This is a genomic window from Ferdinandcohnia sp. SAFN-114, from assembly GCF_059415045.1.
Genome location: NZ_JBPFDQ010000059.1, coordinates 1 through 24,956 on the forward strand (window position 1 = coordinate 1; position 24,956 = coordinate 24,956).

Here is a 24,956-nt window from a genome sequence, read left to right on the forward strand (position 1 = left end):
ATACAAAAAATTTGTATATACTAGTAAATCAATATTAAACAATATAAAATTAGTTTAGACTTTCTTGTCCTTTTACAAAACCCATTTATTTGCAGGTTCGTGAAAAAATCGAAGATCAAATACTTAACGACCAACTAAAAGAAGGGGAGCAAGCACCTTCAACTAATCAGTTAGTTAACTTTTACAAAATCAACCATGTCACTGTATCAAAAGGAGTAAATCAGTTAGTTGAGGAAGGGATTCTTTTTAAAAAAAGGGGAATTGGAATGTTTGTAGCCCAAGGTGCAAAAGAAAAACTAATCCAAAAACGCAAGGAATCTTTCGTTGATGATTATGTAGTCAAATTAGTTCATGAGGCTTATAAGTTAGGAATCACTGAAAATGAAATCATTGAATTCATTAAAAATGTAAAAGGGCGTGAAATAGAATGAAGGTTAAAGCGGAAAATCTTCAAATTAAATACGGAAACCAATTAGCTCTTAAAGATGTTTCTTTTGAGTTAAACGGAGAAAAGATATATGGATTACTAGGCAGAAATGGTGCAGGAAAAACCACTCTTCTTTCCATTTTGGCATCATTCCGTGAACCAACTTCAGGATCCCTTACCATCAATGGGGAAATACCATTTGAAAATGCCAAAGTTATGCAACAAGTGGCATTTTTGTATAACAAAGATTATAAAGATGAGTCAGATAATGTTATAGCAATGCTGGAAGACGTACAAAGATATCGTCCACATTTTGATAGAGACTATGCAGATTTTCTAATAGATCGATTTATGCTCGATAAAAAGAAGCCGATTAAACAGTTTTCAAAGGGAATGCAATCTTCTTTAAATGTCATTATTGGTTTAGCAAGTAGATCACCCATCACTATATTTGATGAAGTATATCTAGGAATGGATGCCCCTTCGAGGGATATATTTTACAAAGAGCTTATCCAGGACCAGGAAAAACATCCACGGATCATTATCTTATCCACTCACCTTGTTTCGGAAATGGAATATTTATTTGATGAAGTTCTTTTATTAGACAGGGGTAGCATTCTACTTCAAGACGATTACGATTCACTTATTTCAAAGGGAGCCTCAATTACTGGAAATGTAGAGTTGGTCGATGAGTTTGTTAAGGGTATGAGACAGATTAACATACAACAACTAGGAAATACAAAATCCGTTACAGTTTATGGAGAACTTACAGATCACGAAAAAGAAGTAGCTTTCGAATCCGGACTTGAAATAGCACCCGTCTCCCTTCATGATTTATTTGTTCATTTAACGCAAGGAGGAAATTAAGAATGAAACCAACAGCAGTATTTCCAAGGGTTGCAAAAGACATCTTTTTTGTCCAATTAATGTGGACTGGCGGTTTTTTAGGAATTATGTTAATCGTGAATATTGTTAAATTAATATTTGCAGGTATAAAAGGAAACGAGGCTGAGGGATTTTTTAGTTCTATATTTGTTGCAGGAAATATTTATATGCTGATAATCGGGATTCTTGCTATCTATTTTCTCCCCCATTTTGTAGGAAACGGTGTGACTAGAAAAGATTATTTTATTGGTACAGTTCTCGCTTCTATTGGTCTATCAATCATTATACCGATTATTACCCTATTGGTATCAGTTCTGGAACGATTGATATTAAATATTTTGGATATAACTTTAAAAGGACAAACAATTAATGAAGTGGACGTTGACGGTGCAGTTATTGGAGATATAGTCCAGTCTATCATCATTTCACCTTATGTTGATCCTCAAAGCAATTTGTTTTTGGCTATTAGTGTACTAAGTCTAAATCTTTTAGTTATTTATTTGATTGGTTGGTTAATCAGTTCAAGTTTCTACCGATTTGATACTGTAGTCGGAATCGGTTTTATTTTGATTGGATTAAATCTCAAAATGTTAAAAGATACTTTCCTTAGAATTTCTCTCGATTTACCTATACCTGGTTGGTACACCAAATTAGATATCCTGCCGATAAGTTTCTCATTAATCGGTATATTGTTGATCATACTAATTTCGATTTGGTTTATTCGACTATTAACTAAGAAAGTTGCCATTAAAATGTAAGAAAGCCGATATTGTTTATCGGCTTTTTTTATGTAGAGTTGTTCAACTATTGTAAAAATATAATGGGGACACGGCACCTGTCACCGTGTCCCAACCTGTCATGCGTTTATCATTTTTTGAGCCTGATTTTGATGTAGTTTTTTCATTGCAAATCTTGCAATGGGTTGTGCAATTAATGCTTCTACCCAAAATGCGATGAAAAAGTTACGTGGCCAATCATAGAAGAATGTTCGAATTGGCTCCATGCTAATTTCCTTCATGCCTATCCATGATCCGATTATTGTTAGTAAGATTGATAGGATAGTTACACTAAACAATATTGTGAACAATACTCTGGCATTAAATCCATCTGTGGGTTCAATGAACTTAGGTACTAATTTACTAACAATCGGATTTGCCACAAGAGTGACCAAGAGTATGACACAAATCCATACAAACGGAAGTACTTTTAATGTTTCAAAATAAACTTCTTTCCGGAAGCCAAATTTAAATCCCATAATAAGAGGTCCGATAATGTTTACCGAAAGTATTGAAATAATGGCTAAAAACAATAAAAATTCTTTTCCGTTTCTTGGTAATCTTGTTTCTTCTTGCATATCCGTCATCTCCAAAATAAATATTTCAGATAGCAGACGTATCGTTAGACATATATTTTTGGTCAGGTTAAATGACCAATATCTCTACAAACTGATTTAACAATATTATCACGAGGTATGAAAGTAATTCAATACTTCGTTATTAATTTAAATATTTATATCCCCCCTTATTGTAGTAAAACCAATAAGTAGTTCAACTTTTTTTTAGTGTAAATGTGTGCTTTAGCTTCCTAATATGGTGGGACAAGGGACCTTTCCCTGTGACCCACTCTTATTTGATCCATTGTAGGACGATTTCATCAAAGACGGGTTGATTGACCAGTATGCGGTTCATCCAGTAGTTATCATTTTCGGAAGTGATTGAGCGTGGTGCGAGAATTGATGCAGTCTCGTAACCTGATTGTTTAATTGGATTCACAAGTTCTGCTCTCCCATTTCCAAATGGATAGGCGAAATCTTTTACCTCAATATTTAAATGATCTTCAATTAATTCTTTACTAAGTTGAAGGTCTTCTTGAAAATCTCTGTAGTTTCCTTCAAGGAAAAACACTGGGACATCACCTGAAAAATAATGCATGTCAAAGGTATGGGAACCAATAGTTGCCAGCCCACTTTTTATCATCGTTTGAAGTTGCCCCCATGACGCCATTTCTAAATTCGAGTAATCCTTTCCCACCTGGCCTGCAATGATAAATAAAGTAAATGGGATGTTATTTTTCTTTAAAATCGGATAAGCATTCTTATAAACTGACACATCAATATCATCGAACGTTATCCAGATACATTTATCAGGAAAAGTACCTGTTCGCTTTGCCTCTCTTAGTTCATCCGGAGTAACAAAGGTTGCACCCTGCTCTTTTAATTGTTTCATCTGATTTTCAAGTTGCTTGGTATAGACACTGTATTTCGTTAATTCTTCCGACTGAGTGGCCAAGCCAAAAATTTTATAAAAAAAGTTCTCATCGCGAACTCGATGATACGTTAAACCTAAGCATCCATTTTTGTCGAGCTCCTCTGGAAACGTCATTGCAGGATCGGTAAATTCTTTAGTCGAAATCAAATATACAATTCCTCCAACGAGAGCAAAGAAAATAAAGATAATCAAGATATTCTTACTCATTTCATCACCTAACGAGATCCTGGATTGGATTTTTCTCCAATGTAATGTCTTTTGCATTTTGCAAGGAATCATAGTCCTCTTTACTAATTAAGCCAAGTGCTAAAACCTCTTCTTCAGTCGTTGGTTGCGGATATTTTCTTCTCGCCAAATGACTAAACCTTTTTGTATTGTAGTACTTCCAAAACCATAATCCTAAGTAACATGCGATAAAAATAGCAAATACTGTATAAATGAATTCCCTTATTTCAATATTTGTTGTTTTAAATAACATCTTCACAATATTTAAATACTCATTATTATTGTTAAGAATAGCGCTGACAAAAAAGAAGATGACAAATAGACAAAATATCCAAATTAAAAGTGAGAAAAAACCAATAATCACTTCATGAGCCCAATTACGTTTAGTTTTAATAATTAATTCATTCTGTTCCCTCTGTCTGGGCTTGTCCATGTCGCATACCCCCCTTTGATTCGTGACTTTATTGCTTTCGGGAACGCAAACACCACAATAACTGCATTTAGTACCCAATAAATGACCGGATACCAAGCTGCCCACAGATAGTACTTCAAAATTCGGTCATATGGAGAATCCACCTTAATAGAAATCAACAATTGAATTAAGCTTAAAAAGATTAGCGAAAATGAAGAAAAGGTGATCCAAATGAATAGCTCATTAATGCTCGTAGCGGTAGCGAAATAGTAAAGAGTCACAAAAGTCCAAGAATAAGACCAAAGTAAGCTTACCCATTGCTCGATATAAATGGGCCAAATTCTTCGGTGCTTCCAATTCAGCATTATTTTCCAATGTCTAAGAATAACTTCCTGTCCACCTTGAGCCCACCGAATTCGTTGTTTCCATATCCCTCTAATCGTTTCAGGTACCAGCATCCAGCACAGCGCACGTGGTTCATATCGGATATCCCAAAACCTCTCTTGAAGCTTCCAAGATACTGAAATATCTTCGGTAATCATATCGAGGTCCCATAGGCCAACGTTTACTAGAGCTTTCTTTCGAAATGCCACTACTACACCTGATACTGTCATAATTTTACCCAACGTACGCTGGGTTCTTTTTATCGCACCTATAATCGACGCATATTCCACAATTTGTAGGCGGCTCAGTAATGTATCACGATTGCGTATCCTAGGGTTACCTGTTACAGCACCTAATCTCTCACCACGATTAAAAAATTGGTAAATCAAATAGTATGGGGCATCAAGGTCCAAAATGGCATCTGAATCAATACAAATTAAATATTCTGCTTTAGATGCATGTAAGGCAATATGTAAGGCATTGGCTTTCCCTCTATTTTCCTTACAATCAATGACTCGAAGTTCTTGATATTGAGGGGCTAATGTATGGAGAATATTAGCTGTACGATCAGTACTTCCATCATTCACAACAATGATTTCTTTATGCGGATAATTCACTTTTACTAGATGTTTGACTGTTTCTTCAATCGTTTCCTCCTCGTTATAACATGGGATTAAAATACTAACAAAGGGCCACTCAACCTTGTTAAAATCAACCTTATTCTTTCTTTCCCTGTACCTAAAAAAGAGGCTAGTACCTGCTATCCAAATTAAGGACATAATCAAAGGGTACCAAAAAATAAATTGTGAAAGATACGCTACCAAACTCTCCATATAATCAACCCTGTTTCGTAAAAGTAAAGATAAGTAACAGTAGTCTATGTAATTCCGAATACATTTATAATGGGACGGTCTACTTTCCCATGTTTTCATCCTCCAAATAAAAAAGTGGGAGGCGATAATCGCGTCCCACAATTCATATTCTAAATTCCGTTTCTTCATCTGCAATATTGAAACCTGTTGCTTCGATTTCTTTCCTTAATGCTCCGTCTCTGTGCAATACAGGGTTTGAATGATTAAGATGTGTAAAATATATTTCGGTTTCTCCTACTAAATCCTGTAGCAACTCCATTGTCTCAGTCATTAGTGGATGGGGAACCTGTCGATAATCACGCCCAATATTCGCTAAATCCTGTGGCGAATGAAATGTGCCATCAAGGAAACAAATGTCCGCCTCTTTCACCGCTTCTCGAATATCAATATTCCATTCTTCCCAACGATCAATATCTGGAATAAATAAAACCTTTTTATTTGGGCCCTTGATCCAATAAGCAAACGTCTCAGAAAACTCATTTCGATGAGGAACGGTTACCGGAGTAACTGTTACTTCCGAAGAAACATTCACAGGTTGTCTATCCTTGATTTCTTGGACAACAATGTTCTCAAGTGCCGTAAGCTGGCTCCAAGGAGCATCATTTTCAAGTAATCTTTTCATTTTTGTCCCTGCCATAACGGGTAATTGTCGGGAATTAATCGCTTCTTTCCCTAAAAACATCAAACCTGGATAATGGCCGATATGGGCATGCGTTAGAAAAATACTGCTCATCAATTTGGATTCTAATCCATATCTCATTTGTAATCGCGCCATTTGCTCTCGGAAATCAGGGGTAGCCTCAATTAAATGCCATTTATCCTCATTTGGTAAAATGATCGCTAGTGATGCCGCTGTTCTTTTATACTTTGGATCTTCCATTGCCCTTTTACAATTTTCACAAAAACAATTCGCTTGTGGTAAACCGCCATCTTGCGCAGTCCCAACCACACTTAAAATAACTTCACTCACTATACAACTTCCCTTTCTACTTGAGCAGGTTCTCTTTCTTGGCTGTAATCCTTTCTAGTAATAGTCCATCCGGTGAAACCAAACAACAGATTTACTAATGGAACAAGATAGATAAAGAAAGCATAAGGGATAAACTCCCATGCACTGACACCTAAAATGCTCGTTGCAAACACGGCTGGAACACTCCATGGGATGAGGTTAATTCCTACCGTCCCCATTGACTCCACTGTTCTAGAAAGGTTTTTCGTATCAATATTCATATCCTTATACTTTTGAACGAAAGTTCTTGCAGGTAAGATAATTGCCAAAAACTGAGCTCCACTTGCTAATGCAACAACAAAGGTTGATAAAAGAGTAGATCCAATGAGTGCTCCAGTTGTTTTTACCTTCCTCATCATCTTACCTGTTAGTATTTCAAATGTTCCCGTTTCTTCTAGAATACCACCAAGTGCAGTAGCAATCATTAGCATTCCAACGGTTCCAAGCATCGAAGCAAGTCCACCTCGATTTAACAGTGAATCAATTTCACCTATTCCCGTTTCAATCTTAAAGCCACTTGTCATAAATTGAACAATTGAACTTACCGAGATTCCTTGCACTATAACAGCTATAACGGCCCCTAACAAGCCGACACCCATTAATGCTGGTAATGCAGGAGTACGTTTTAGCATTAAAAGGATCGTTAATATCGGTAGTAATAATAACAATGGGTGAATGACGAATGCTTCGTCTAATCCAGACATAATGACTTCAATCGTTCCATTACCGATACTTGTGTTATTAGCAATCTCAAAACTGCCAAACATCCAAAATAACAGAAGGGATACTACAAATGCAGGAATCGTGTCCCAAAGCATGTGTTTAATATGACTAAATAAATCCGTATCTACTAGAGCTGCAGCAATATTGGTCGTATCTGATAAAGGTGAAAGTTTATCCCCTAAATAGGCACCTGAAAGAACAGCCCCTGCAACGAGAGCCGATGAGAATCCCAATCCTTCTCCAATCGCCATGAAAGCTAGTCCTACAGTTGCGATAGAAGTAAAGGATGTTCCTAGAGTAATCGAAACAATACCTGTTATTAGCGCAACGAACGGAACAAACCATGACGGATCTAAAATCGAAACACCATAATAAATCATTGTTGGAATAACTCCACTCGCAATCCAAGATCCAATAATCGTCCCGATTACCATTAATATAAATACAGCTGGTAAAGACCTTGTTACTCCATTTACCATCATTTGTTGAATATCATTCCAACTCCATCCACAGCTGATTGATATGATGGATGCCAAAATCACCCCAACTATTAACGGAAAATTCATTCCTGCATTCCAGATAAAAATGGAGCAAGCTGCAGCAATGATTAATCCTAATAATGGAATGATTGCTTTCCAAATTGTAAGATTTGATTTCACCTTTTCCCCCACCAGTTCTAAAAATCGATTTTTATAGTTTTTAAGATTTAACATACACTTTAGTGCTTTAAAGCTTTTATGCTTTTATGCTTTTTACTGCGATAATCATAATTTATTTTCATTCATTAGTCAATATCCTTAGTAAACATATGCACAAAAAAACGAATTCCATTTAACGGAATTCGTTTTTAATAAATTAATACCCACGGCCTTTTTCGTCTTTTCCCCAACATTCAACATCACCCATATTTGGTACATTTTCCTTGTAGAATACTGGGTCCTTGCCTTGTCTTTGTTGGACTACATAATCATGAATAACGCCTTTTACTACCTTCCATAGCAGCAGGATTGCAATAAGGTTAATGATTGCCATAATGGCCATAAAGAGATCGGCTAAATCCCAAACAATTTGTACTTTTGCAATGGAACCAAACATGACAAAGACGACAACAAATAGACGAAAAATGCCTAAGCCAATTTTCGATTCATTAATAAATTCAATATTTGTTTCACCGTAGTAATAATTACCAATTATTGAACTGAAGGCAAACAGAAATACAGCTACTGCTAAGAAGATTCCAGCCCAATCACCTAAATTCTCGGCTAAAGAAACTTGAGTCAAGTTAACTGAAGCAGCGTCAGATTGAAGATACGCATCGCTTAGTAATACGATGGCAGCTGTTGCAGTACAAACTAATAATGTATCAATAAAAACCCCTAGCGTTTGAATTAAACCCTGTTTGACTGGATGAGTAACAGATGCCGTTGCCGCTGCATTCGGGGCAGAACCCATTCCCGCTTCATTTGAGAATAAACCACGTTTTATCCCGTTCATGATTGCTGCCCCTAACAAACCAGCAAAGGCTTCTTCCAATCCAAATGCAGACTTAATGATCAACGCTAACACACCGGGGAGCTCAGTAAAATTTTGAATTACAACCAGGAGTGCGATAATAATATAAAGAACTGCCATAACCGGAACAATAATTTGAGTGACACTTACAACACGCTTTAATCCACCAAAGACGATAATACCTGTTATAACAGCAATTATGATCCCAACGACAACACGATTAGCACCGAAACTTTCTTCAAAAGCAATGGATATCGTATTTGCTTGTACCGCATTAAACACAAAGCCATATGTAAATGTAATAACTACGGCAAAAATGATCCCCATCCACCTTTTATTTAATCCTTTTTCCATATAATAGGCGGGACCACCACGAAACAACCCAGTTTCGTGATCTTTAATTTTATATACTTGTGCTAGTGTACTTTCAACTAGTGAAGTTGCACCACCAATTAGTGCAATCATCCACATCCAAAAAATTGCACCAGGTCCTCCAAGGGCAATTGCCGTCGCAACCCCGGCTATATTTCCAGTCCCAATCCGGGATGCAGCAGAAATTGTAAAAGCCTGAAAAGAAGAGATCCCTTTTTTCCCTGATTCATCTCTTGGAGTACTTTCCGTAATAACTTTAAACATATCAGAGATTAATCGGAATTGAATAAAGCCTGTCTTAAATGTAAAAAAAAGACCAACTCCAACCAACAATATGATTAACAAATACGAATACAAAAAGGTATTGATTTCACCTAAAGTACTACCAAACCAGTCCATAGATTCCCCTCCTACACTTATAGTTACAAATCCTTCTATTCCTTATACATTTTTTGGGACAGAGGGACATGTCCATAGTCCCAAAGTTTTTTATTTAAGACGGTTTCTAGCGGAAACACTGTAAAATAAAAGTGGGACACGATAAATATCCCCGTGTCCCACCCTTTTATACAAATTTCATCTGTTCATTTCTAATGCGTATTGCTCTTTCAGGATAATCTGTAATAATCGCATTGACTTTAAGACTAAGTAATTTTTCAATTTCATTTGGTTCATTGACCGTCCAAACCCTTACCTTATCAAAAAGATGTTGGAAACTCTTCTCATTATCCTCTTTAATCTTTTTATTAAGATAATGAATGGCTTCTTTTGGGAAATACATTGGGAATTGCTTGCTGAGTTGTAATACTTGTTGGTATATTTCCCCCTTTGGCAAAAGAATCGCTTTGTTTAAGTGAAAAGCCTCTAAATATAACGAAGTAAGATAATCGTGTGGAAGAGAAATACCTTCATTTAACAACCAGGCTATTTTGGTGTCTGAGTTAATCTGCTTTATTCTCAAAATGGATGGCAAATGAAAGGATGAATAAATTATCTCTAAATTCTTTCCATATCGCTCAACAATTGCTAGTACCTTTTCCTCAATTCCTTCGTAAGGTACAGAATAGGTTTTTAGCTCGATATTAAGTTCGATTTGATGAGGAGCCACTAACGTTAGTACTTCTTCAAGCGTAGGGACCTGCTCATTATCCCATGCTTCCTCGTATTCGTTAAAATGTGTGAAGGAGCTTCCGGCGCTGTATTGTCTGATCTCAGCTAAGGTTAAATCTTTTATCCAACCAGATCCAGTTGTTGTTCGTTCAAGCGTCTCATCATGAATGACAACAACTTCCCCATCCTTTGTCAGATGGACGTCTAATTCCAAACCATCCACACCTTGATCAATTGCCTTTTTAAAACTAAGCAAAGTATTTTCAGGATATAATCCCTTTGCACCACGGTGTCCATAAATTTTTGTCATCGAAAGTCACCCTCTACATTCGTTTTTTAAAGTGTATTATCTGTACCCATCTTAAAGTTCTTTTTTGTAAAAAAATAGTGGGACACGGTACCTGTCCCCGTGTCCCAAAAACTGAGGAGCAGAACGCCGTGTCCCAACGATTTATTTTGCTCTTGCTTTGTTGGCTTGTTCAATTGCTTTGTTAAATTGGTCTACAGCAGTGGTATAGGCCTCATCTACAGACCCGCCATTGTATACGGATTCGAGGGCTGTTTCCATTACTTTTCTACCCTGTGGAAGCATATCCATTAAAGCGCCTTGTGTAGCAAATGATGATTTAGTTGCTTGTAATTGATCCACCGTAACACGTAATTGTGGTTTTTCAGTATGGGCATCTTTTACCAATTGTTCCTCGTATGCATCAGGGTTTATAGCAAAGTAACCTGTACCTACATGCCATTTTGCTTGTACTTCTGGAGTTTGTAAATATTTCATGAATTCCCATGCCGCTTTTGTTTCTGATTCTGGTTTTCCATCGATCATCCAAAGACTAGCTCCACCAATGACTACCCCTTCACGTTCCTTATTTTCAGGGTGTGGTAGGAAGGCAATACCCACTTCAAAAGGAGCATTGTCGATAACATCTCTAGCACTAGCTGATGATTGTAAAAACATGGCTACATCCCCAGCTAAAAATCCAGCAACCATGTTATCTCCGTTTGTACCATAATTCGCAAATGTACCGTCGTCTACCATTCTTTTAACCCATTCAAAAATGGATTTTCCTTCATCTTCTGTCCATCCGATCTCAGTTGGAGTCTCTGAACGTCCATTGTCATTATTCAGTAGTAAAGCCCCTTGATTCGCTAATAATTGTTCCCATAACCACCCATACGCTTGTAAAGCGAAGCCTTTCATTTCCGGATTGGATTCCACAATCGCTTTACCAGTAGCTTCTACTTCTTCATAAGTTGCAGGAGGTGATTCTGGATCTAATCCAGCTGCAGAAAATGCATCTTTGTTATAATACATAACCGGTGTGGATGAGTTAAATGGCATTGAATAAAACTTTCCATCTAATGAGTAATAATTCACAATGTTTTCTTCTAATCCACTCATTTCATAACCATCAGCATCTACTAGTTCTTGAATCGGGATAATATTTCCACTATTAATCATTGACATAGTTCCGATTTCGAAGGTTTGAATCATTGTTGGAGCACTATCAGTACCAGCAACAGCATTAAACTTTGTTAATGATTCATCGTATGTACCTTGATATTCCGCATTTACTTGAATATCCTCCTGTGATGTATTGAAGTCTTCCACAATTGCATCTAGTGCTTCTTGACCCGCACCACCCATAGAGTGCCAAAAAGTTACAACCTGTGGGCCACTACTTTCTTCCGAATCTGATCTGTCATTTCCTGAGTTTTGGTTGCTGTCTCCAGAGGTGGACTCACCTCCAGCACATGCTGTCAAAAGCAAAACGAAACCTAGAGCAAGGAACATCATAAATCTTTTCATTTCTTCATCTCCTTTATTGTATGTTCGAGGTATCTGTTATTTTACGGCGCCCTCTGTTAAACCTGTTTGTAGCTTCTTTTGTCCTAGGAAAAGCAGTATTAATGTTGGGATAATCACAATAACAGCTCCTGCCATGATGACACCCCAATCATTTAACTGTTCCTGTGTTTGTAATTGTTTCAAGCCAATTTGCACCGTTCGAACAGTGTCGTTAGTGGTTGCAAGAAGTGGCCATAAATACATATTCCATGATGTTAAAAAACCATATACCCCTAATGTAACTAGGCTAGTCCTTGATACAGGCAATACGACAGTTAAGAAAAATTTGAAATCACCAATCCCAGCAATTTGGCTCGCTTCCCTTAGTTCTTTAGGAATTTGTTTAAAGTTCTGTCGTAACAAAAAGGTGCCAAACGTCGTTGCAAAGAATGGAATGGTTAAGCCTGCGTAATTATCAAGCCAGCCTAAATCACGGATAATGTGAAAGTTAGGAATGATAGACGCCTCAAAGGGAACCATCATTGTTGCAATAAACAGATAAAATAATAAATCTCTTCCTTTAAATTCTAAAAATACGAAAGCATAGGCTGCTAGACTTGATAAAGCCAGTTGGCCGAGCATAATCACAATTGAAACTACAAAACTATTAAACAAATATTTGAATAACGGAAAACGTTCAAAAGCTGCAACATAATTGTCTGCTGTTAGCTCGGTCGGCATACTAGCTGTTAAAATATCCTGGTTCGTCATGAAACTCATAACAATCGCCATTATGGCTGGGCCTGCAATTAAAAGGGCTGAGACAATTAATAGGATATAGAAGGTTACCTTTCTCCCCAATGACATCATCATTGATAGTGGACCCTCCTCTCACCTAGCTTAAATTGCAGTGCAGTCATTACTAAAATTAGTATAAATAACACAATTGCTTGTGCACTTGCTGACCCGAATTGATAATTCACAAATGCCTCACGGTAAATCGAATACACGATTAGGTTCGTCTCATTTGCTGGACCGCCTTGTGTCAAAATATCAATTTGACCAAACGTTTGGAACGAATTGATAATCGAGACTGTAATCACAAAAAATAATGTCGGTGAAAGCATCGGGACCGTAATTCTTCTAAATTTATAAAAATACCCTGACCCCTCAATATCCGCACTTTCATATAGTGAGGTATCGATAGATTGTAAACCACCTAACAAAATCAAAAATGTAAAACCTATATTCATCCAAACAGTCGTAATGGCAATCGCAATCATTGCCCATTTCGGATCTGTTAACCAGCCAATCGATTCCGCTCCAAACATATTAAGTAATTGGTTCAATAAACCCATTGTCGGATTGAATAAGTACAGCCAGAATACAGAAGCAGCCGCAACCGATATTCCCATGGTTGACGTATAAACGGTTCGAAAAAAGCCAATACCCTTTAACTTCTCATTAGAAATGACGGCTAAAAACAAACTGATAATAATAGTTGCAGGTACCGTATAGATGACAAATAAAAAGGTATTTTTAAAGCTCTTTAGAAAAATAGGATCAGAGAACATATATAGATAGTTTTCTAAACCCACGAATACAGTCGTAGCTCCCTTTGCATCAGTTAAAAAGAAACTTAAATAGAGAGTTTTAAACAAAGGGTAAAATAGAAAAACACCAAACAAAACAATAGATGGCAACAAAAATACAATTCCTTTAAATAAACTTGAAATGCGTTTTTTCCTTCTTGCTTTTTCAATTTGAGCAGTAAAGGATTCTTTACTTTCAATAATTGGACTGATCATACTCATATGGCTACAACCTCTTGTCTCTTCCCTAGTTGAGCAGATTTAAGTAGATTCCCACTGTCACCATCAAAAAACAAGATGTATTCTGGCTTAATTTGCACAGGGACCATTTGTCCAAATTGAACGTTCCATTGTCCAGGCCATTTCGCTGTCCATAATTCAGAACCTACATCAAAAGCAATGGATGTTTCATTGCCTAATTGTTCAATATTCACTGCTTCCAAATATGAAAGATGTTCTTCTTTATTTAGCCCCGAAAATATATGTTCAGCGCGTATCCCCACGACTAGGTTCCGATTTCGTGGTAGATCACTTGTTATCTTAGGATCTACTGGTATATGTAGCTGATTTTCAATAATCAGTTGGCTCTCATCCTCCGAAAATGTAGCCTTTCCCAGATTCATTTTTGGTGAACCGATAAACGACGCAACAAATAAATTTTTAGGTTCGTTATATAAGGTAATCGGTTTACCTACTTGTTGGATTTTACCCTCATTTAGCACCATAATTCGGTCACCCATTGTCATCGCTTCAACTTGGTCATGGGTAACATAAATCATCGTTAATCCTAGACGTTTCTGAAGCCTTCGAATTTGAACCCGCATATTAGCACGTAGCTTTGCATCCAAATTAGATAGTGGTTCATCCATTAAACATAAAGGGGCATGACTTACAACTGATCGTCCAAGTGCAACACGTTGTCTTTGACCGCCAGAAAGCTCCCTAGGTTTCCGTTTCAGCAAACCACTTAACCCTAGCATTTCTGCAGATTCTATAAGCCTTCTTTGTTGTTCTTTTTTATCCACTTTCCTTGCTTTTAAGCCAAACAGGATATTTTGTTCTACAGTTAAATGTGGATATAATGCATAGTTTTGAAAGACCATAGATAAATCTCGGTTCTTTGGGGGGAGCAGATTCACGACTTCATTATTGATCTTCAATATTCCACCCGAAATTTCCTCAAGACCCGCAATCATCCGAAGCAATGTACTCTTTCCCGATCCAGAAGGACCAACAAGTACGAAAAATTCACCCTCTTCTATCGAAACATTGATACCGTCCAATACATCCTTTTGTTTATCATAGGATTTAGAGATGTCAGTTAACTCAACTCGACTCATGCCAAACCTCCTTTCTAATCACATCAACATTTAACCATAATTTTTGCTATAAAAAAGCAAATTTACAGTTTTTTGACAATCTCTTAAATCTACTTGATTAACTAAAAATTAAATTCACAAATTAAACGAACCTTTACACAAAACAGGACCGATGCACTATTTACAAAAGAGGACAGGGATATGCCTATTCCTCTGGTTTTATTCACCTTGCATCGTATAGGTAGCCATTTTTTGCAAGTTCCTCTGATAGTACTACGATTTTTATGTGTTCAAGATGTGGAAATCGACCAATTTGATTGGACATCCGTCTTGAAATTTAAAAAATTGTTTTTCCCTCTGATGTAAAATTCATGTAGGGTTTTCCTCCAGATGCCCCACCGTTAAATTGACTGCCACCTTTTCCTTGAAAACTTCCTGGATCAACAAATCTTTCTTCCTCTATCCTTTGATGAAGATTCACTTTTCCCGTCAGATATATCAATAGCCGCACTGATTACAAATCCACTTTCTTCTATTTCTACACGATCCAACGACCTGTCACCGGTATTAGCAAGCAAAGGATTAATAAGCTTTTAATTACTTTCATTCCCCTTCCCCCCACCTATTTTAGAAATTAACAGAAGTAGTAGTGGAATCAACATACTTAATACCGACGTACCTTTACCACGGGAAACCTGTTGAGCAATTTCACGTGTACTTTGGTAACTTCGGACTGCGCTAGGCAATTTCTGCGCATGTGTGTCTGAAGGCGGGGGATCTTCGGACAGAACTAGGCAATTTCTGCTGAGCTGTGTCTGAAGTTTTGGCATCTTCGGACTGTGCTAGGCAATTTCTGCTGAGCTGTGTCTGAAGCTTTGGTTTCTTCGGACAACGCTAGGCAATTTCCACAAGAGTGTGTCTGAAGTTGAGGCATCTTCGGACTGCGCTAGGCAATTTCTGCGCATGGGTGTCTGAAGGCGAGGTATCTTCGGACAGTACATGGCAATTTTTGCTGGGCTGTGTCTGAAGTTTTGGCATCTTCGGACTGCGCTAGACAATTTCCGCTGAGCTGTGTCTGAAGTTGAGGCATCTTCGGACTGCGCTAGGCAATTTTTACGCATGTGTGTCTGAAGGCGGGGCATCTTCGGACAGAACTAGGCAATTTCTGCTGAGCTGTGTCTGAAGTTTTGGCATCTTCGGACTGTGCTAGGCAATTTCTGCTGAGCTGTGTCTGAAGTTGAGGCATCTTCGGACTGCGCAAGGCAATTTCCGCTGAGCTGTGTCTGAAGTTGAGGCATCTTCGGACTGCGCTATGCAATTTTTGCGCATGGGTGTCTGAAGGCGGGGGATCTTCGGACAGAACTAGGCAATTTCTGCTGGGCTGTGTCTGAAGTTTTGGCATCTTCGGACTGCGCTAGGCTATTTCTGCTGGGGTGTGTCCGAAGTTGAGGTATCTTCGGACAACGCTAGGCAATTTTTGCGCTTGTGTGTCTGAAGGCGGGGGATCTTCGGACAGCACAAAGTAATTTCTGCTGAGCTGTGTCCGAAGTTTGGGTATCTTCGGACAACGCTAGGCAATTTTTACGCATGGGTGTCTGAAGGCGGGGCATCTTCGGACAGCACAAGGCAATTTCTGCTGAGCTGTGTCTGAAGTTTTGGCATCTTTGGACTGCGCTAGGCAATTTCCGCTGAGCTGTGTCCGAAGCTTTGGTATCTTCGTACAACGCTAGGCAATTTCCACAAGAGTGTGTCTGAAGTTGAGGCATCTTCGGACAACGCTAGGCAAGATCTGCTCATGGGTGTCTGAAGTCAAGTAATTCCTTTTAATGATAAAGTTTTGCAGTACTTCAGCAGCAGCTGCTGGTTCTCAAAAAAGTTAAAGCGTGAATTCGTATGTGGATTCACGCTAGAAATGTATTGTAATTTACTGTTTTGATCGTTGAATCGGAATCCGTTAACTATTCAGTAGGCCCTTTGTCTGAGTTCTTATACAATTCATTACTCAAGTGCCCGAATTCTTCGATTGATAATGTTTCTCCGCGACGTTTTGGATCGATATTTGAAGTGGCTAAACACCCTTCAATTACTTCTTTTAAAGCTTGCCCGTTTGATCCATACACCAAACTTCGAGATTTCTAACACATTTTGCGGTGCCATCGCAATGATCTACATAATAGGAGAAAGAATAAAAATAAATTTCACTCGTTTTACCTTCTTAAAAACAGACCCCAATGCAGGAAGCGTTACATCAAAGGTCATTGAAGCGTGCTGAACAGTGTCATAACCTAAATTGTAAAAAAGATTGATTCAAACCTCTCAAAGAATCCTCCCGGATCCTTAGATTTTATTCCATAATTTGTTTTAAGTTTTTTTGGTAAATTTAAAAAAACAATTGAAATATTTTTGAATCATGTTATTGTTGTTATATCGAAATATTATTCTATAAATAACAATTCTACTTTACTATTAATAAATGTTTATATTTTTTTAAGTGTTTGTAACCGATTACAAAAATAACAGAAAAGTCTATTAAAATCGATTTCAATAAAAAATCAATCAGCTTTCGGTCCAATCGGCTAGTATAGATGGCATGACCGAGAGAGTCTTACACAACTTTTGAAAACGCATTCAAATAAACTATTTTAGAATAATAAAAATCAATTTAAAGGAGAGTTATTCATGGATATTATTAAAGGTACCGCATTATTGTTACTAGTTTTAGCCTGCTTTTCCCTATTTAGCTATAAGGCACCAAAGGGAATGAAGGCAATGGCAGCTCTTGCTGGAGCGGCATGTGCTGCGTTTCTTGTTGAAGCATTTCAATTATTTGTAGGTGGAGATTTATTAGGAATTGAATTTCTTGGTGAAGTTGGAAAAGCAGCAGGGGGTATGGGCGGCGTTGCAGCAGCAGCTCTTGTTGCACTTGCAGTTGGAGTATCACCAGTATATGCCTTGTTACTTGGGGTAAGCTGTGCTGGGCTAGGATTATTGCCAGGGTTTGTTGCTGGATATTTAATTGCATTCCTTGTTAAATTCATTGAAAAGAAAGTACCTGGTGGTTTGGATCTTATTGTCATTATTATCCTTTGTGCACCTTTAGTTCGTTTAATTGGAGAATTCATGACCCCTGTAGTGGATGCGACTTTATTAAATATTGGTGGAATTATTACAGAGACAGCAAATAGTAATCCAATTTTGATGGGAATCATTTTGGGTGGAACAATTACAGTGGTTGCAACAGCGCCACTTAGTTCAATGGCTTTAACTGCAATGCTTGGACTAACGGGAGTACCAATGGCCATTGGTGCCTTGGCAGTATTTGGATCATCTTTTATGAATTACGTGCTTTTTGATCGAATGAAGTTTGGAGATCGTAAGACTACTATTTCAGTAGCTGTTGAACCATTAACTCAGGCTCACATTATTTCTGCAAACCCTATTCCAGTATATGTAACGAACTTTGTAGGCGGGGCAAGTGCCGGTGTTATTATCGCGCTATCTGGTCTCATCAATAATGCAACTGGGACAGCAACGCCAATTGCTGGTCTAGCTGTTATGTACGGATTTAATAATCCAATGAAAGTAACCATGATTGCACTCGCATGTGCAGCAGTTGGTGTATTGTGTGGGTATTTAGGTTCACTAGTCTTTAAGAATTACAAAATTAAGACAGTTGATCAATTACAAGGAGAAGCAGCATCAAAAGAAGCGGCATAGACTTGCATTATTTTTTTGATAAAAGGAGAGTTTTACATGAAATATCGTTCGGCTTTTGACATTATTGGTCCAGTGATGATTGGCCCTTCTAGCTCTCATACAGCTGGAGCAGCACGAATTGGGAGGATCGCTCGTACTTTATTTGAAAAACAACCAAAGAAAGCCATTGTTTCTTTATATGGTTCATTTGCAAAAACCTATAAGGGACACGGGACAGATTTAGCTATTGTAGCTGGCTTGTTGGATTTTGATACCTTTGATAAACGAATTCCGGATTCTTTGGCAATAGCAGAAAAGTCAGGAATGGAAGTTATTTTTCAAACCGAGGAAGCTGTACCAGACCATCCTAATACGGTTAAGATAAATTTATTCGACAATGATAATGAGTTAGAATTAATCGGGATTTCCATCGGTGGAGGCACCATTGAAATTACAGAAATTAATTCCTTTAAGCTTAAACTATCTGGTGATCCAGCCATACTGGTTATGCATCAGGATCGATTTGGAATTATCTCGTATGTGACTTCAGTTCTAGCAAAATATGAAATTAATATTGGTCATATGGAGGTCGCCCGTAAGGATAAGGGAGAAACGGCGATCATGGTGATTGAAGTCGACCAAAAAATAGCGGATGAAGTGATACAAGAATTAAGAAGTCTTTCTTACGTATCCAGAGTCATTAGAATGGTTGAGTAAAAATAGAGATTAAGAGTAAATTTGGACAACAGGAGGACAAACGATGTTTCGAAATGTAGCTGAACTTGTTACGTTAGCAGAACAACACCAAGTGAAAATTGCTGAAATTATGATACGGCAGGAAATTGAAGTTACGGGGTTAACTCGCGAAGAGATAATTGCAAAAATGGAAAACAACTTAACGGTAATGGAACAAGCATTAGAGCGCGGACTTCAAGGTGTGAAGTCTCAGACCGGGCTTACTGGCGGTGATGCTGTCTTGCTTCAAAAATATATCAAAAGTGGGAGAGCATTGTCTGGCCATATATTATTGGATGCCGTGAGCAAGGCAGTTGCAACAAATGAAGTAAATGCAGCCATGGGAGTTATTTGCGCTACTCCAACAGCAGGTTCAGCTGGAGTTGTACCAGGCACATTATTTGCCGTCAAAGAACAGTTAAATCCGTCACGCCAGGAAATGATCGAGTTTTTATTCACAGCAGCTGCATTTGGTTTTGTTGTCGCTAATAATGCAACAGTATCCGGCGCTGCTGGTGGATGTCAGGCAGAGGTTGGTTCAGCAGCAGGTATGGCCGCAGCTTCGATTGTTGAGATGGCAGGCGGTACACCACAACAAGCGGCCGAAGCCATGGCCATCACACTAAAAAACATGTTAGGACTCGTTTGCGATCCTGTTGCAGGCCTAGTGGAGGTCCCATGTGTAAAGCGTAACGCTATGGGTGCATCGAATGCAATAACTGCTGCTGATATGGCTCTTGCAGGAATTACGAGTAGAATTCCATGTGATGAGGTAATAGGTGCAATGTATGCGATTGGCAAATCAATGCCCTCATCTTTACGGGAAACGGCAGAAGGTGGATTAGCAGCAACACCAACAGGACGGAGATTGGAGGCAGAAATTTTCGGACAACCCAAGGAAAGCTTGATGGATTATCTAGTTTAATAAAAAAAGGAACGTGATCCAATTGGATCCGTTCCAACTTCCTCATATATTAAGATTCTTTCAATACAGGTTTTCCCGCTTCAATTAATACATGATTTCTACCTAGGAAAATAGCTAATATAATAATGAATATACCCGTTCCTACTAACAGCCATTCAATTTTGATGAAATCCGCAATTGGACCGAATATTAACATTCCAAGTGGCATCATCGATGTTGAAATCATCCCCATTACACCAAAAACTCTTCCTAAATATTCTTCTTCTACTTTCTCCTGCAACAAAACAGTTGCTGGTGTATTAAAAATTGGCATCGCAACCCCGAATAAAGCCATGAACGCAAAATAAATCCAAAAGTTCGGAACAATACCAAGTCCAAATGTGCAGACACCCATTATGACACTTGCGAATCCCAAGGTTTTAATTTTATTTTCAAATCCTCCCCAGGAAGCAATGATCCCTCCTCCTACCATCATACCAAGGGAGAAGGCAACTTCGATTGCAGCAAGTCTCCATTCATCACTACCAAAACTGCGTGTAACCTGCAGTGGCGTCAAAAATGCTGCTGGTGCCATTAACACAAAGAATACAGCAAAGAATAGAAAAAATGTCTTCAGAAAAGCATGACTGTTCACATAGTGTAAACCTTGTTTAAAGTCACTAAAGTAACTAGTAGTTTGTTTTTCAGCTGCTTTCTGATGTACAGGAATTTTCAAAAAGAAAAGCAGTGTAAAAATCGCTATCGCTGCCGTTATGACATCAATAAAAAATATCATTTCTAACGAAGCGAAACCTAAAAGTGCTGCACTAACCATTGGAGATACGAACATGATAACCGCTTGAATACTTCCATTTGCTCCATTCACTTTTATCAGTTTATCCTTCGGAACAATTTGCGGTAAAATCGCACCAACAGCTGGCATTTGAATTCCCGTTCCAAAGGCACGAACCGCTGCCATCACAAATAGCAACCAGATTGCATTAAATCCCAATAAGAAGAGAATAGCAAGGATTAATGTTGAAATTGCAATAAGTCCGTCTGCTATAATAATGAGCATCTTACGGTTATAGCGATCCGCCCAAACCCCAGCAACAGGTGACAAAATAAAGGTTGGAATAAAGCCACAAATGATAAACAACGTCATCATCAAACCTGATTTCGTTTCTAAAGTTATGTGCCACATTATGGCGTATTGAACCAGTGACGATCCGAAAAGTGAAATCGTCTGGCTACTTAAAAAGAGAATGATATTCTTTAACCAATTCTCATGCAGCTTACTTTCTACTGTATTCATTTACTATCAACTCATTTCTATCGAATTTTTGTATTTACTCTACACCTACATTCATATTTTTAGACAACAAAAAAAGAGGGAATCCTCGTCCCCTCTTTAATTAACCGTAAAATATTGGTTTTCTTAAAAAATGACAGACCAATCCCATTGCTCTGAACGTAGGCAGAGCTTCAAACGTATTAAATTAACGAATGATACCTGGGAATCGTAACCTCATTGATGCTGTCACAAGAAAAACCTCCATTTCTTTATAATCGTTATTATCATAACAAATTCCCTTTTTTATTACAATTACTTTTTTGGGGATATCATGTTGAAGGCAAGAATGTATCACTTAAGCTGGTATAATACGAAAGGGAACCGATTTTTTCTTTATATTTTTAGTAGGATAATGAGCCAATTTCCCCTCGTATTTCAATTTAAGTGACGAAATGGCCATTAAGTCATTTGGTTCAATAAGTGAAAGTGGTTTTTCAAAATCAATGCTGGTACATTCATTTAGTACGGATGCTACAAACTGAGAACAGAAAAAGGCTTTCTTTCTTCTCAGTGGCCTATTTAGCACAACTCCAAATAACCCCAATAAATTGTATCGATAAGATTCCTTCTGCTCTTCAATTTCATTAATATAGCGTCTCATCTTTTGGATTTCGGCTTCTGTTACTGTAAAAGAATAGATAACACAATCAGCATGTTTAAATAATCCTTGTTTCACATCCTCTTTTACAAATCCCCCAATAAATGGATTTCTGGCAGTCTTTCTACCAAAACTATATACCTCGGTCAATTCTGTATCGAAGGAAATCGAAGCATGATTATAGGGCTTTTTCGTATATAGCTTTATCAGTCTTGTAAATACTGTCCCCGTATCTGTTAAAAGTATATATACCTTCTTATCTCTCAAAATAATTCTCCCCTTTTATTTATCAAAAGCTACCTTATAAATAACAATATACATATGAAATCTTAAGAAGAGCCTAATTGTTTTCTTAAGAAAATCTTAAGATTATAACCTTATTAATTGCCGTTAGGTCAAATTAAATTTCTTGTACTGAAATTGTAAGTGTCAAATGAAATCATATAATTTATCATACAAAATGTTAGGAATACGTTTAACCAACCGGAGTCTAAATTAAGACTAAGTCCCTAGACCTATTTAGAAAGGTGGACTGCATCCTATTTCAGAAACAAAGAAAAGACTGAACCCTAATTGGTTCAGTCTCGAAATTACTTTGTTTTTTATTGAATGGGAAATTACAGCACTTCTACAATACATATTTTGTGACTAGGAATAGCGAAGAATTGATCATCTTTGCAGATAAACATTTCTCTGATATTTCTCTCTCTGATTTTCCTTTAGTCCGTTAGCAAGAAGATAGAGAGAAAATAGAAATAACAAATACCCTAACAGTGGAAAACCAATAATCCATTTTGCAGAATAATATGCGAGCCTAGATTGACCAATTAGTCCAGCCCATTCATTTGTAATAGAAAGATATATCGTTGGGGAGACCTGCAACTCGGTTCCTCCAAAGAATAAATTAAAAATAGCTAATTGACCGATTAAATTTAATACAAGAATAACCTCGTTAACTAATATAAGTAGTAAGTTCCCTTTTAATGTGGGAAAAATATGTTCTTTTACTATATGAATCTTATTACCACCGACCGTTTGAGAAGCCAACACAAACGGACTCTCCCTTATTTCAATCGTTTTAGCAAGCACAACTTGATAGACTCCTGGAATTCCAAGAATAATCATCAACATGCATTGAAACAACACTAACGACATCGTTCCAACCGACGGCTGAATATTAATTCCTATCATCACAAAATAAATGATCACAAATGGTGGAATCCCACTTAATACAGTGACTCTTGGCGTCCATTGATGCTCCTTTTTTTGCAAGCCGTGGTACATCCCGAAGAAACCACCAATGATTACTCTGATAATAGCTACTGCTATTGAAGCAAACACTGTATACTTAGCTCCATAAAGCATTAATGTTAAAATATCATATCCCCATTTATCCGTACCAAATACATGCTCCTTTGAAGGCGGGAATGGCGCTGCGCGAAGCTGCTCCCCTTCATCTGTTTGAACGTATTTAATTTTCTTTGAATAATCCTCTTCGTACGGTGCAAACGATGGCCCAAATATGGCCAGCACTACAAATAAAAGTAGCATCACTAATCCCACGACCAGCTTTATATTATGTAGCGTACGCATGTTTAAGTGCCCTTTCAATCAGAATCACAATAAACTTCATTACAAAATACACTGACATATACAAGATGAAAAATGAAAGAAAACATAGTACGACTAAATTGTATTGGTATTCCATTCCCATTGGAAATAACATGGACGTCAGCCCTTTATTATTATATAGATATTCAATGATAAATAGGTTTCCTACCATAATTGAAACTACTTTATGCAAATCAGCTTTTAAATAAGGAATTACATTAGGTGTCACATGAAAAAGATAGATATGTCTTTTGCGAAATCCTTTTGATAACGCCGTTCGAATATAATCTTCTGTTAATACATCAAAGGATTTTTCACTTAAAGATCTAACTAAATAGACAAACGGAAGGATAAACATAGTAACCAAAGGAAGGATTATTGCAGGTTCGTCCATATTTGATGATGCTACTCTTACAGTTTTCAAACCTGTTGCTTCATAAATATAGACCACAAGTAGTTGAAGTAAGAACACAAGAATAAAATCCGGAATTACTCAGATAAAACCCATTATGGTATTTAATCCCTTTTCACTTCTTCTCCATAGCCAAATTCCAAAAATAATGGATAGAATAATCACAAAAACTCCAGCAATTAGTAAATAGATAAATGAAGTAAGGAAATACCCTCCTACCGATTGAAAAAAGTACAGTTCTCTCTGCCCATCCATGTAGTAATAGGAACTACCATCAAATAGTCCCTGTAGAAAAGGGACTATTTCTTTCGGAATTCTTTCTACCAGAAATACCACCTTATCCTTACCGCTAAAAATAACTAAAGGGAGAGTCCCCAATATGAGTAGAAAAGTCAGGCTCCACACTTGAAACAACATCTTTTTGATATTCATTTTGCCCCTTTCAAAAATACATCTTATATCTTCAATATTATATTCTTATTGGATAATAAGAATGCGCATATGCACTTGACTTTTAATACGAACATAGGATATAAAAGAGGAGTAAGAAAAAACGCCTTAAATAAAGGGGTATGAGTTTATGTTATCGGTGGTTCTTAACTAATCCATAATTGGATAACTGGAAGAAGCGAAAAACGTAGCAAGGCTATGTTTATTTCACTATGGCTTCTTTTAGATTGTTAAGAACACGCATCATAGCTACGAAAAATGGATCTTGCTATGGCATGTTTGTCATGGTTTT

25 protein-coding genes and 1 pseudogene are annotated in these 24,956 nt (G+C 37.4%); 6 read left to right on the plus strand and 20 right to left on the minus strand.

Translation table 11 applies throughout. From position 1 onward, the window contains the following. Nucleotides 1-89 precede the first annotated feature (89 nt). The 3 genes from ACR65M_RS17785 to ACR65M_RS17795 are packed head-to-tail and all read left to right on the plus strand — an operon-like array spanning nucleotide 90 to nucleotide 2,070. Nucleotides 90-431: a GntR family transcriptional regulator gene (locus ACR65M_RS17785; protein ID WP_440273945.1), complete on the plus strand. Its 342-nt coding sequence runs from the start codon at nucleotides 90-92 to the stop codon at nucleotides 429-431. After that, complete coding sequence (locus ACR65M_RS17790) at nucleotides 428-1,294, plus strand: ATP-binding cassette domain-containing protein (protein WP_341332833.1); 867 nt, start codon at nucleotides 428-430, stop codon at nucleotides 1,292-1,294. Before ACR65M_RS17785 ends, ACR65M_RS17790 begins: the two co-directional genes overlap by 4 nt. A 2-nt stretch (nucleotides 1,295-1,296) precedes the next feature. Then, entirely contained in the window at nucleotides 1,297-2,070 is a 774-nt protein-coding gene (locus ACR65M_RS17795) for a hypothetical protein (RefSeq protein ID WP_341332834.1), read from the plus strand. A gap of 98 nt (nucleotides 2,071-2,168) precedes the next feature. Here ACR65M_RS17795 and ACR65M_RS17800 read toward each other — a convergent pair whose 3' ends face one another. From ACR65M_RS17800 to ACR65M_RS17870, 15 genes and pseudogenes are all read right to left on the minus strand, one after another. Next, nucleotides 2,169-2,666: a hypothetical protein gene (locus ACR65M_RS17800; protein WP_440273946.1), complete on the minus strand. Its 498-nt coding sequence runs from the start codon at nucleotides 2,664-2,666 to the stop codon at nucleotides 2,169-2,171. A 271-nt stretch (nucleotides 2,667-2,937) separates the two neighbouring features. Further along, nucleotides 2,938-3,843 (minus strand): polysaccharide deacetylase family protein, encoded by a 906-nt coding sequence (locus tag ACR65M_RS17805; protein WP_440273947.1) that lies wholly within the window; start codon nucleotides 3,841-3,843, stop codon nucleotides 2,938-2,940. Beyond that, nucleotides 3,791-4,237 carry a hypothetical protein gene (locus ACR65M_RS17810; protein WP_121447749.1) on the minus strand — a complete coding sequence of 149 codons (447 nt, stop codon included), beginning with the start codon at nucleotides 4,235-4,237 and terminating at the stop codon, nucleotides 3,791-3,793. The genes ACR65M_RS17805 and ACR65M_RS17810 overlap by 53 nt, the downstream gene beginning before the upstream one ends. After that, nucleotides 4,201-5,433, minus strand: a complete 1,233-nt coding sequence (gene pgaC / locus ACR65M_RS17815) for a poly-beta-1,6-N-acetyl-D-glucosamine synthase (protein WP_440273948.1) — start codon at nucleotides 5,431-5,433, stop codon at nucleotides 4,201-4,203. The genes ACR65M_RS17810 and pgaC overlap by 37 nt, the downstream gene beginning before the upstream one ends. A 142-nt stretch (nucleotides 5,434-5,575) precedes the next feature. Further along, nucleotides 5,576-6,442: an MBL fold metallo-hydrolase gene (locus ACR65M_RS17820; RefSeq protein WP_341332838.1), complete on the minus strand. Its 867-nt coding sequence runs from the start codon at nucleotides 6,440-6,442 to the stop codon at nucleotides 5,576-5,578. Continuing rightward, the gene (gene nhaC, locus ACR65M_RS17825; RefSeq protein ID WP_440273949.1) at nucleotides 6,442-7,863 is read right to left on the minus strand and encodes a Na+/H+ antiporter NhaC; all 1,422 of its coding nucleotides are present in this window, start codon (nucleotides 7,861-7,863) and stop codon (nucleotides 6,442-6,444) included. Before nhaC ends, ACR65M_RS17820 begins: the two co-directional genes overlap by 1 nt. A gap of 196 nt (nucleotides 7,864-8,059) precedes the next feature. Further along, nucleotides 8,060-9,487 carry an alanine/glycine:cation symporter family protein gene (locus tag ACR65M_RS17830; RefSeq protein ID WP_440273950.1) on the minus strand — a complete coding sequence of 476 codons (1,428 nt, stop codon included), beginning with the start codon at nucleotides 9,485-9,487 and terminating at the stop codon, nucleotides 8,060-8,062. A 166-nt stretch (nucleotides 9,488-9,653) separates the two neighbouring features. Continuing rightward, complete coding sequence (locus ACR65M_RS17835; RefSeq protein WP_440273951.1) at nucleotides 9,654-10,508, minus strand: glycerophosphodiester phosphodiesterase; 855 nt, start codon at nucleotides 10,506-10,508, stop codon at nucleotides 9,654-9,656. A gap of 141 nt (nucleotides 10,509-10,649) precedes the next feature. After that, nucleotides 10,650-12,014, minus strand: a complete 1,365-nt coding sequence (locus tag ACR65M_RS17840; RefSeq protein WP_440273952.1) for an ABC transporter substrate-binding protein — start codon at nucleotides 12,012-12,014, stop codon at nucleotides 10,650-10,652. A gap of 36 nt (nucleotides 12,015-12,050) precedes the next feature. After that, on the minus strand, nucleotides 12,051-12,866 hold the full coding sequence (locus ACR65M_RS17845) for a carbohydrate ABC transporter permease (protein WP_440273953.1): 816 nt from the start codon (nucleotides 12,864-12,866) through the stop codon (nucleotides 12,051-12,053). Beyond that, nucleotides 12,863-13,807: a carbohydrate ABC transporter permease gene (locus ACR65M_RS17850; RefSeq protein WP_440273954.1), complete on the minus strand. Its 945-nt coding sequence runs from the start codon at nucleotides 13,805-13,807 to the stop codon at nucleotides 12,863-12,865. Before ACR65M_RS17850 ends, ACR65M_RS17845 begins: the two co-directional genes overlap by 4 nt. Beyond that, nucleotides 13,804-14,925 carry an ABC transporter ATP-binding protein gene (locus ACR65M_RS17855; protein ID WP_440273955.1) on the minus strand — a complete coding sequence of 374 codons (1,122 nt, stop codon included), beginning with the start codon at nucleotides 14,923-14,925 and terminating at the stop codon, nucleotides 13,804-13,806. The genes ACR65M_RS17850 and ACR65M_RS17855 overlap by 4 nt, the downstream gene beginning before the upstream one ends. Nucleotides 14,926-15,127: 202 nt before the next feature. Then, a complete protein-coding gene (locus ACR65M_RS17860; protein WP_440273956.1) occupies nucleotides 15,128-15,229 on the minus strand; it encodes a hypothetical protein in 102 nt (33 codons plus the stop codon). Between the two features lie 12 nt (nucleotides 15,230-15,241). Beyond that, the gene (locus ACR65M_RS17865; protein ID WP_440273957.1) at nucleotides 15,242-15,406 is read right to left on the minus strand and encodes a hypothetical protein; all 165 of its coding nucleotides are present in this window, start codon (nucleotides 15,404-15,406) and stop codon (nucleotides 15,242-15,244) included. A gap of 1,456 nt (nucleotides 15,407-16,862) precedes the next feature. Next, nucleotides 16,863-17,012: pseudogene (locus ACR65M_RS17870) on the minus strand (16S rRNA (adenine(1518)-N(6)/adenine(1519)-N(6))-dimethyltransferase RsmA); the annotation flags it as partial. Nucleotides 17,013-17,583: 571 nt separating this feature from the next. Between ACR65M_RS17870 and ACR65M_RS17875 the strand changes: the two are divergent. From ACR65M_RS17875 to sdaAA, 3 genes are read left to right on the plus strand one after another with little or no spacing between them, the layout of a single operon-like run. Further along, complete coding sequence (locus ACR65M_RS17875) at nucleotides 17,584-18,621, plus strand: PTS sugar transporter subunit IIC (RefSeq protein ID WP_440273958.1); 1,038 nt, start codon at nucleotides 17,584-17,586, stop codon at nucleotides 18,619-18,621. 36 nt (nucleotides 18,622-18,657) lie between these two features. Further along, nucleotides 18,658-19,317 (plus strand): L-serine ammonia-lyase, iron-sulfur-dependent subunit beta, encoded by a 660-nt coding sequence (sdaAB, locus tag ACR65M_RS17880; protein WP_440273959.1) that lies wholly within the window; start codon nucleotides 18,658-18,660, stop codon nucleotides 19,315-19,317. A gap of 43 nt (nucleotides 19,318-19,360) precedes the next feature. Then, on the plus strand, nucleotides 19,361-20,260 hold the full coding sequence (sdaAA, locus tag ACR65M_RS17885; RefSeq protein WP_440273960.1) for an L-serine ammonia-lyase, iron-sulfur-dependent, subunit alpha: 900 nt from the start codon (nucleotides 19,361-19,363) through the stop codon (nucleotides 20,258-20,260). 49 nt (nucleotides 20,261-20,309) lie between these two features. On the opposite strand, the gene ACR65M_RS17890 is transcribed toward sdaAA, so the two are convergent. From ACR65M_RS17890 to ACR65M_RS17910, 5 genes are all read right to left on the minus strand, one after another. Further along, nucleotides 20,310-21,554, minus strand: coding sequence for an MFS transporter (locus tag ACR65M_RS17890; RefSeq protein ID WP_440273961.1), 1,245 nt, complete (start codon nucleotides 21,552-21,554; stop codon nucleotides 20,310-20,312). Nucleotides 21,555-21,888: 334 nt separating this feature from the next. Continuing rightward, complete coding sequence (locus ACR65M_RS17895) at nucleotides 21,889-22,458, minus strand: hypothetical protein (protein WP_341332850.1); 570 nt, start codon at nucleotides 22,456-22,458, stop codon at nucleotides 21,889-21,891. Nucleotides 22,459-22,860: 402 nt separating this feature from the next. Next, nucleotides 22,861-23,784, minus strand: a complete 924-nt coding sequence (locus tag ACR65M_RS17900) for an ABC transporter permease subunit (protein WP_341332851.1) — start codon at nucleotides 23,782-23,784, stop codon at nucleotides 22,861-22,863. Continuing rightward, entirely contained in the window at nucleotides 23,768-24,292 is a 525-nt protein-coding gene (locus tag ACR65M_RS17905; protein ID WP_440273966.1) for an ABC transporter permease subunit, read from the minus strand. The genes ACR65M_RS17900 and ACR65M_RS17905 overlap by 17 nt, the downstream gene beginning before the upstream one ends. 3 nt (nucleotides 24,293-24,295) lie before the next feature. After that, nucleotides 24,296-24,469, minus strand: coding sequence for a hypothetical protein (locus ACR65M_RS17910; RefSeq protein ID WP_440273962.1), 174 nt, complete (start codon nucleotides 24,467-24,469; stop codon nucleotides 24,296-24,298). Between the last annotated feature and the right edge of the window lie 487 nt (nucleotides 24,470-24,956).

What these genes read in the sequence shown, in the direction of transcription:
- ACR65M_RS17890 (WP_440273961.1), bottom strand. Translation starts at nt 21,554, where the DNA reads ATGAATACAGTAGAAAGTAAGCTGCATGAGAATTGGTTAAAGAATATC.
- sdaAA (WP_440273960.1), top strand. Translation starts at nt 19,361, where the DNA reads ATGTTTCGAAATGTAGCTGAACTTGTTACGTTAGCAGAACAACACCAA.
- ACR65M_RS17900 (WP_341332851.1), bottom strand. Translation starts at nt 23,784, where the DNA reads ATGCGTACGCTACATAATATAAAGCTGGTCGTGGGATTAGTGATGCTA.
- ACR65M_RS17910 (WP_440273962.1), bottom strand. Translation starts at nt 24,469, where the DNA reads ATGGATGGGCAGAGAGAACTGTACTTTTTTCAATCGGTAGGAGGGTAT.
- ACR65M_RS17845 (WP_440273953.1), bottom strand. Translation starts at nt 12,866, where the DNA reads ATGATGATGTCATTGGGGAGAAAGGTAACCTTCTATATCCTATTAATT.
- ACR65M_RS17860 (WP_440273956.1), bottom strand. Translation starts at nt 15,229, where the DNA reads ATGTCCAATCAAATTGGTCGATTTCCACATCTTGAACACATAAAAATC.
- ACR65M_RS17835 (WP_440273951.1), bottom strand. Translation starts at nt 10,508, where the DNA reads ATGACAAAAATTTATGGACACCGTGGTGCAAAGGGATTATATCCTGAA.
- ACR65M_RS17875 (WP_440273958.1), top strand. Translation starts at nt 17,584, where the DNA reads ATGGATATTATTAAAGGTACCGCATTATTGTTACTAGTTTTAGCCTGC.
- ACR65M_RS17800 (WP_440273946.1), bottom strand. Translation starts at nt 2,666, where the DNA reads ATGCAAGAAGAAACAAGATTACCAAGAAACGGAAAAGAATTTTTATTG.
- ACR65M_RS17790 (WP_341332833.1), top strand. Translation starts at nt 428, where the DNA reads ATGAAGGTTAAAGCGGAAAATCTTCAAATTAAATACGGAAACCAATTA.
- ACR65M_RS17795 (WP_341332834.1), top strand. Translation starts at nt 1,297, where the DNA reads ATGAAACCAACAGCAGTATTTCCAAGGGTTGCAAAAGACATCTTTTTT.
- ACR65M_RS17840 (WP_440273952.1), bottom strand. Translation starts at nt 12,014, where the DNA reads ATGAAAAGATTTATGATGTTCCTTGCTCTAGGTTTCGTTTTGCTTTTG.
- sdaAB (WP_440273959.1), top strand. Translation starts at nt 18,658, where the DNA reads ATGAAATATCGTTCGGCTTTTGACATTATTGGTCCAGTGATGATTGGC.
- ACR65M_RS17855 (WP_440273955.1), bottom strand. Translation starts at nt 14,925, where the DNA reads ATGAGTCGAGTTGAGTTAACTGACATCTCTAAATCCTATGATAAACAA.
- ACR65M_RS17850 (WP_440273954.1), bottom strand. Translation starts at nt 13,807, where the DNA reads ATGAGTATGATCAGTCCAATTATTGAAAGTAAAGAATCCTTTACTGCT.
- ACR65M_RS17805 (WP_440273947.1), bottom strand. Translation starts at nt 3,843, where the DNA reads ATGCAAAAGACATTACATTGGAGAAAAATCCAATCCAGGATCTCGTTA.
- pgaC (WP_440273948.1), bottom strand. Translation starts at nt 5,433, where the DNA reads ATGGAGAGTTTGGTAGCGTATCTTTCACAATTTATTTTTTGGTACCCT.
- ACR65M_RS17810 (WP_121447749.1), bottom strand. Translation starts at nt 4,237, where the DNA reads ATGGACAAGCCCAGACAGAGGGAACAGAATGAATTAATTATTAAAACT.
- ACR65M_RS17830 (WP_440273950.1), bottom strand. Translation starts at nt 9,487, where the DNA reads ATGGACTGGTTTGGTAGTACTTTAGGTGAAATCAATACCTTTTTGTAT.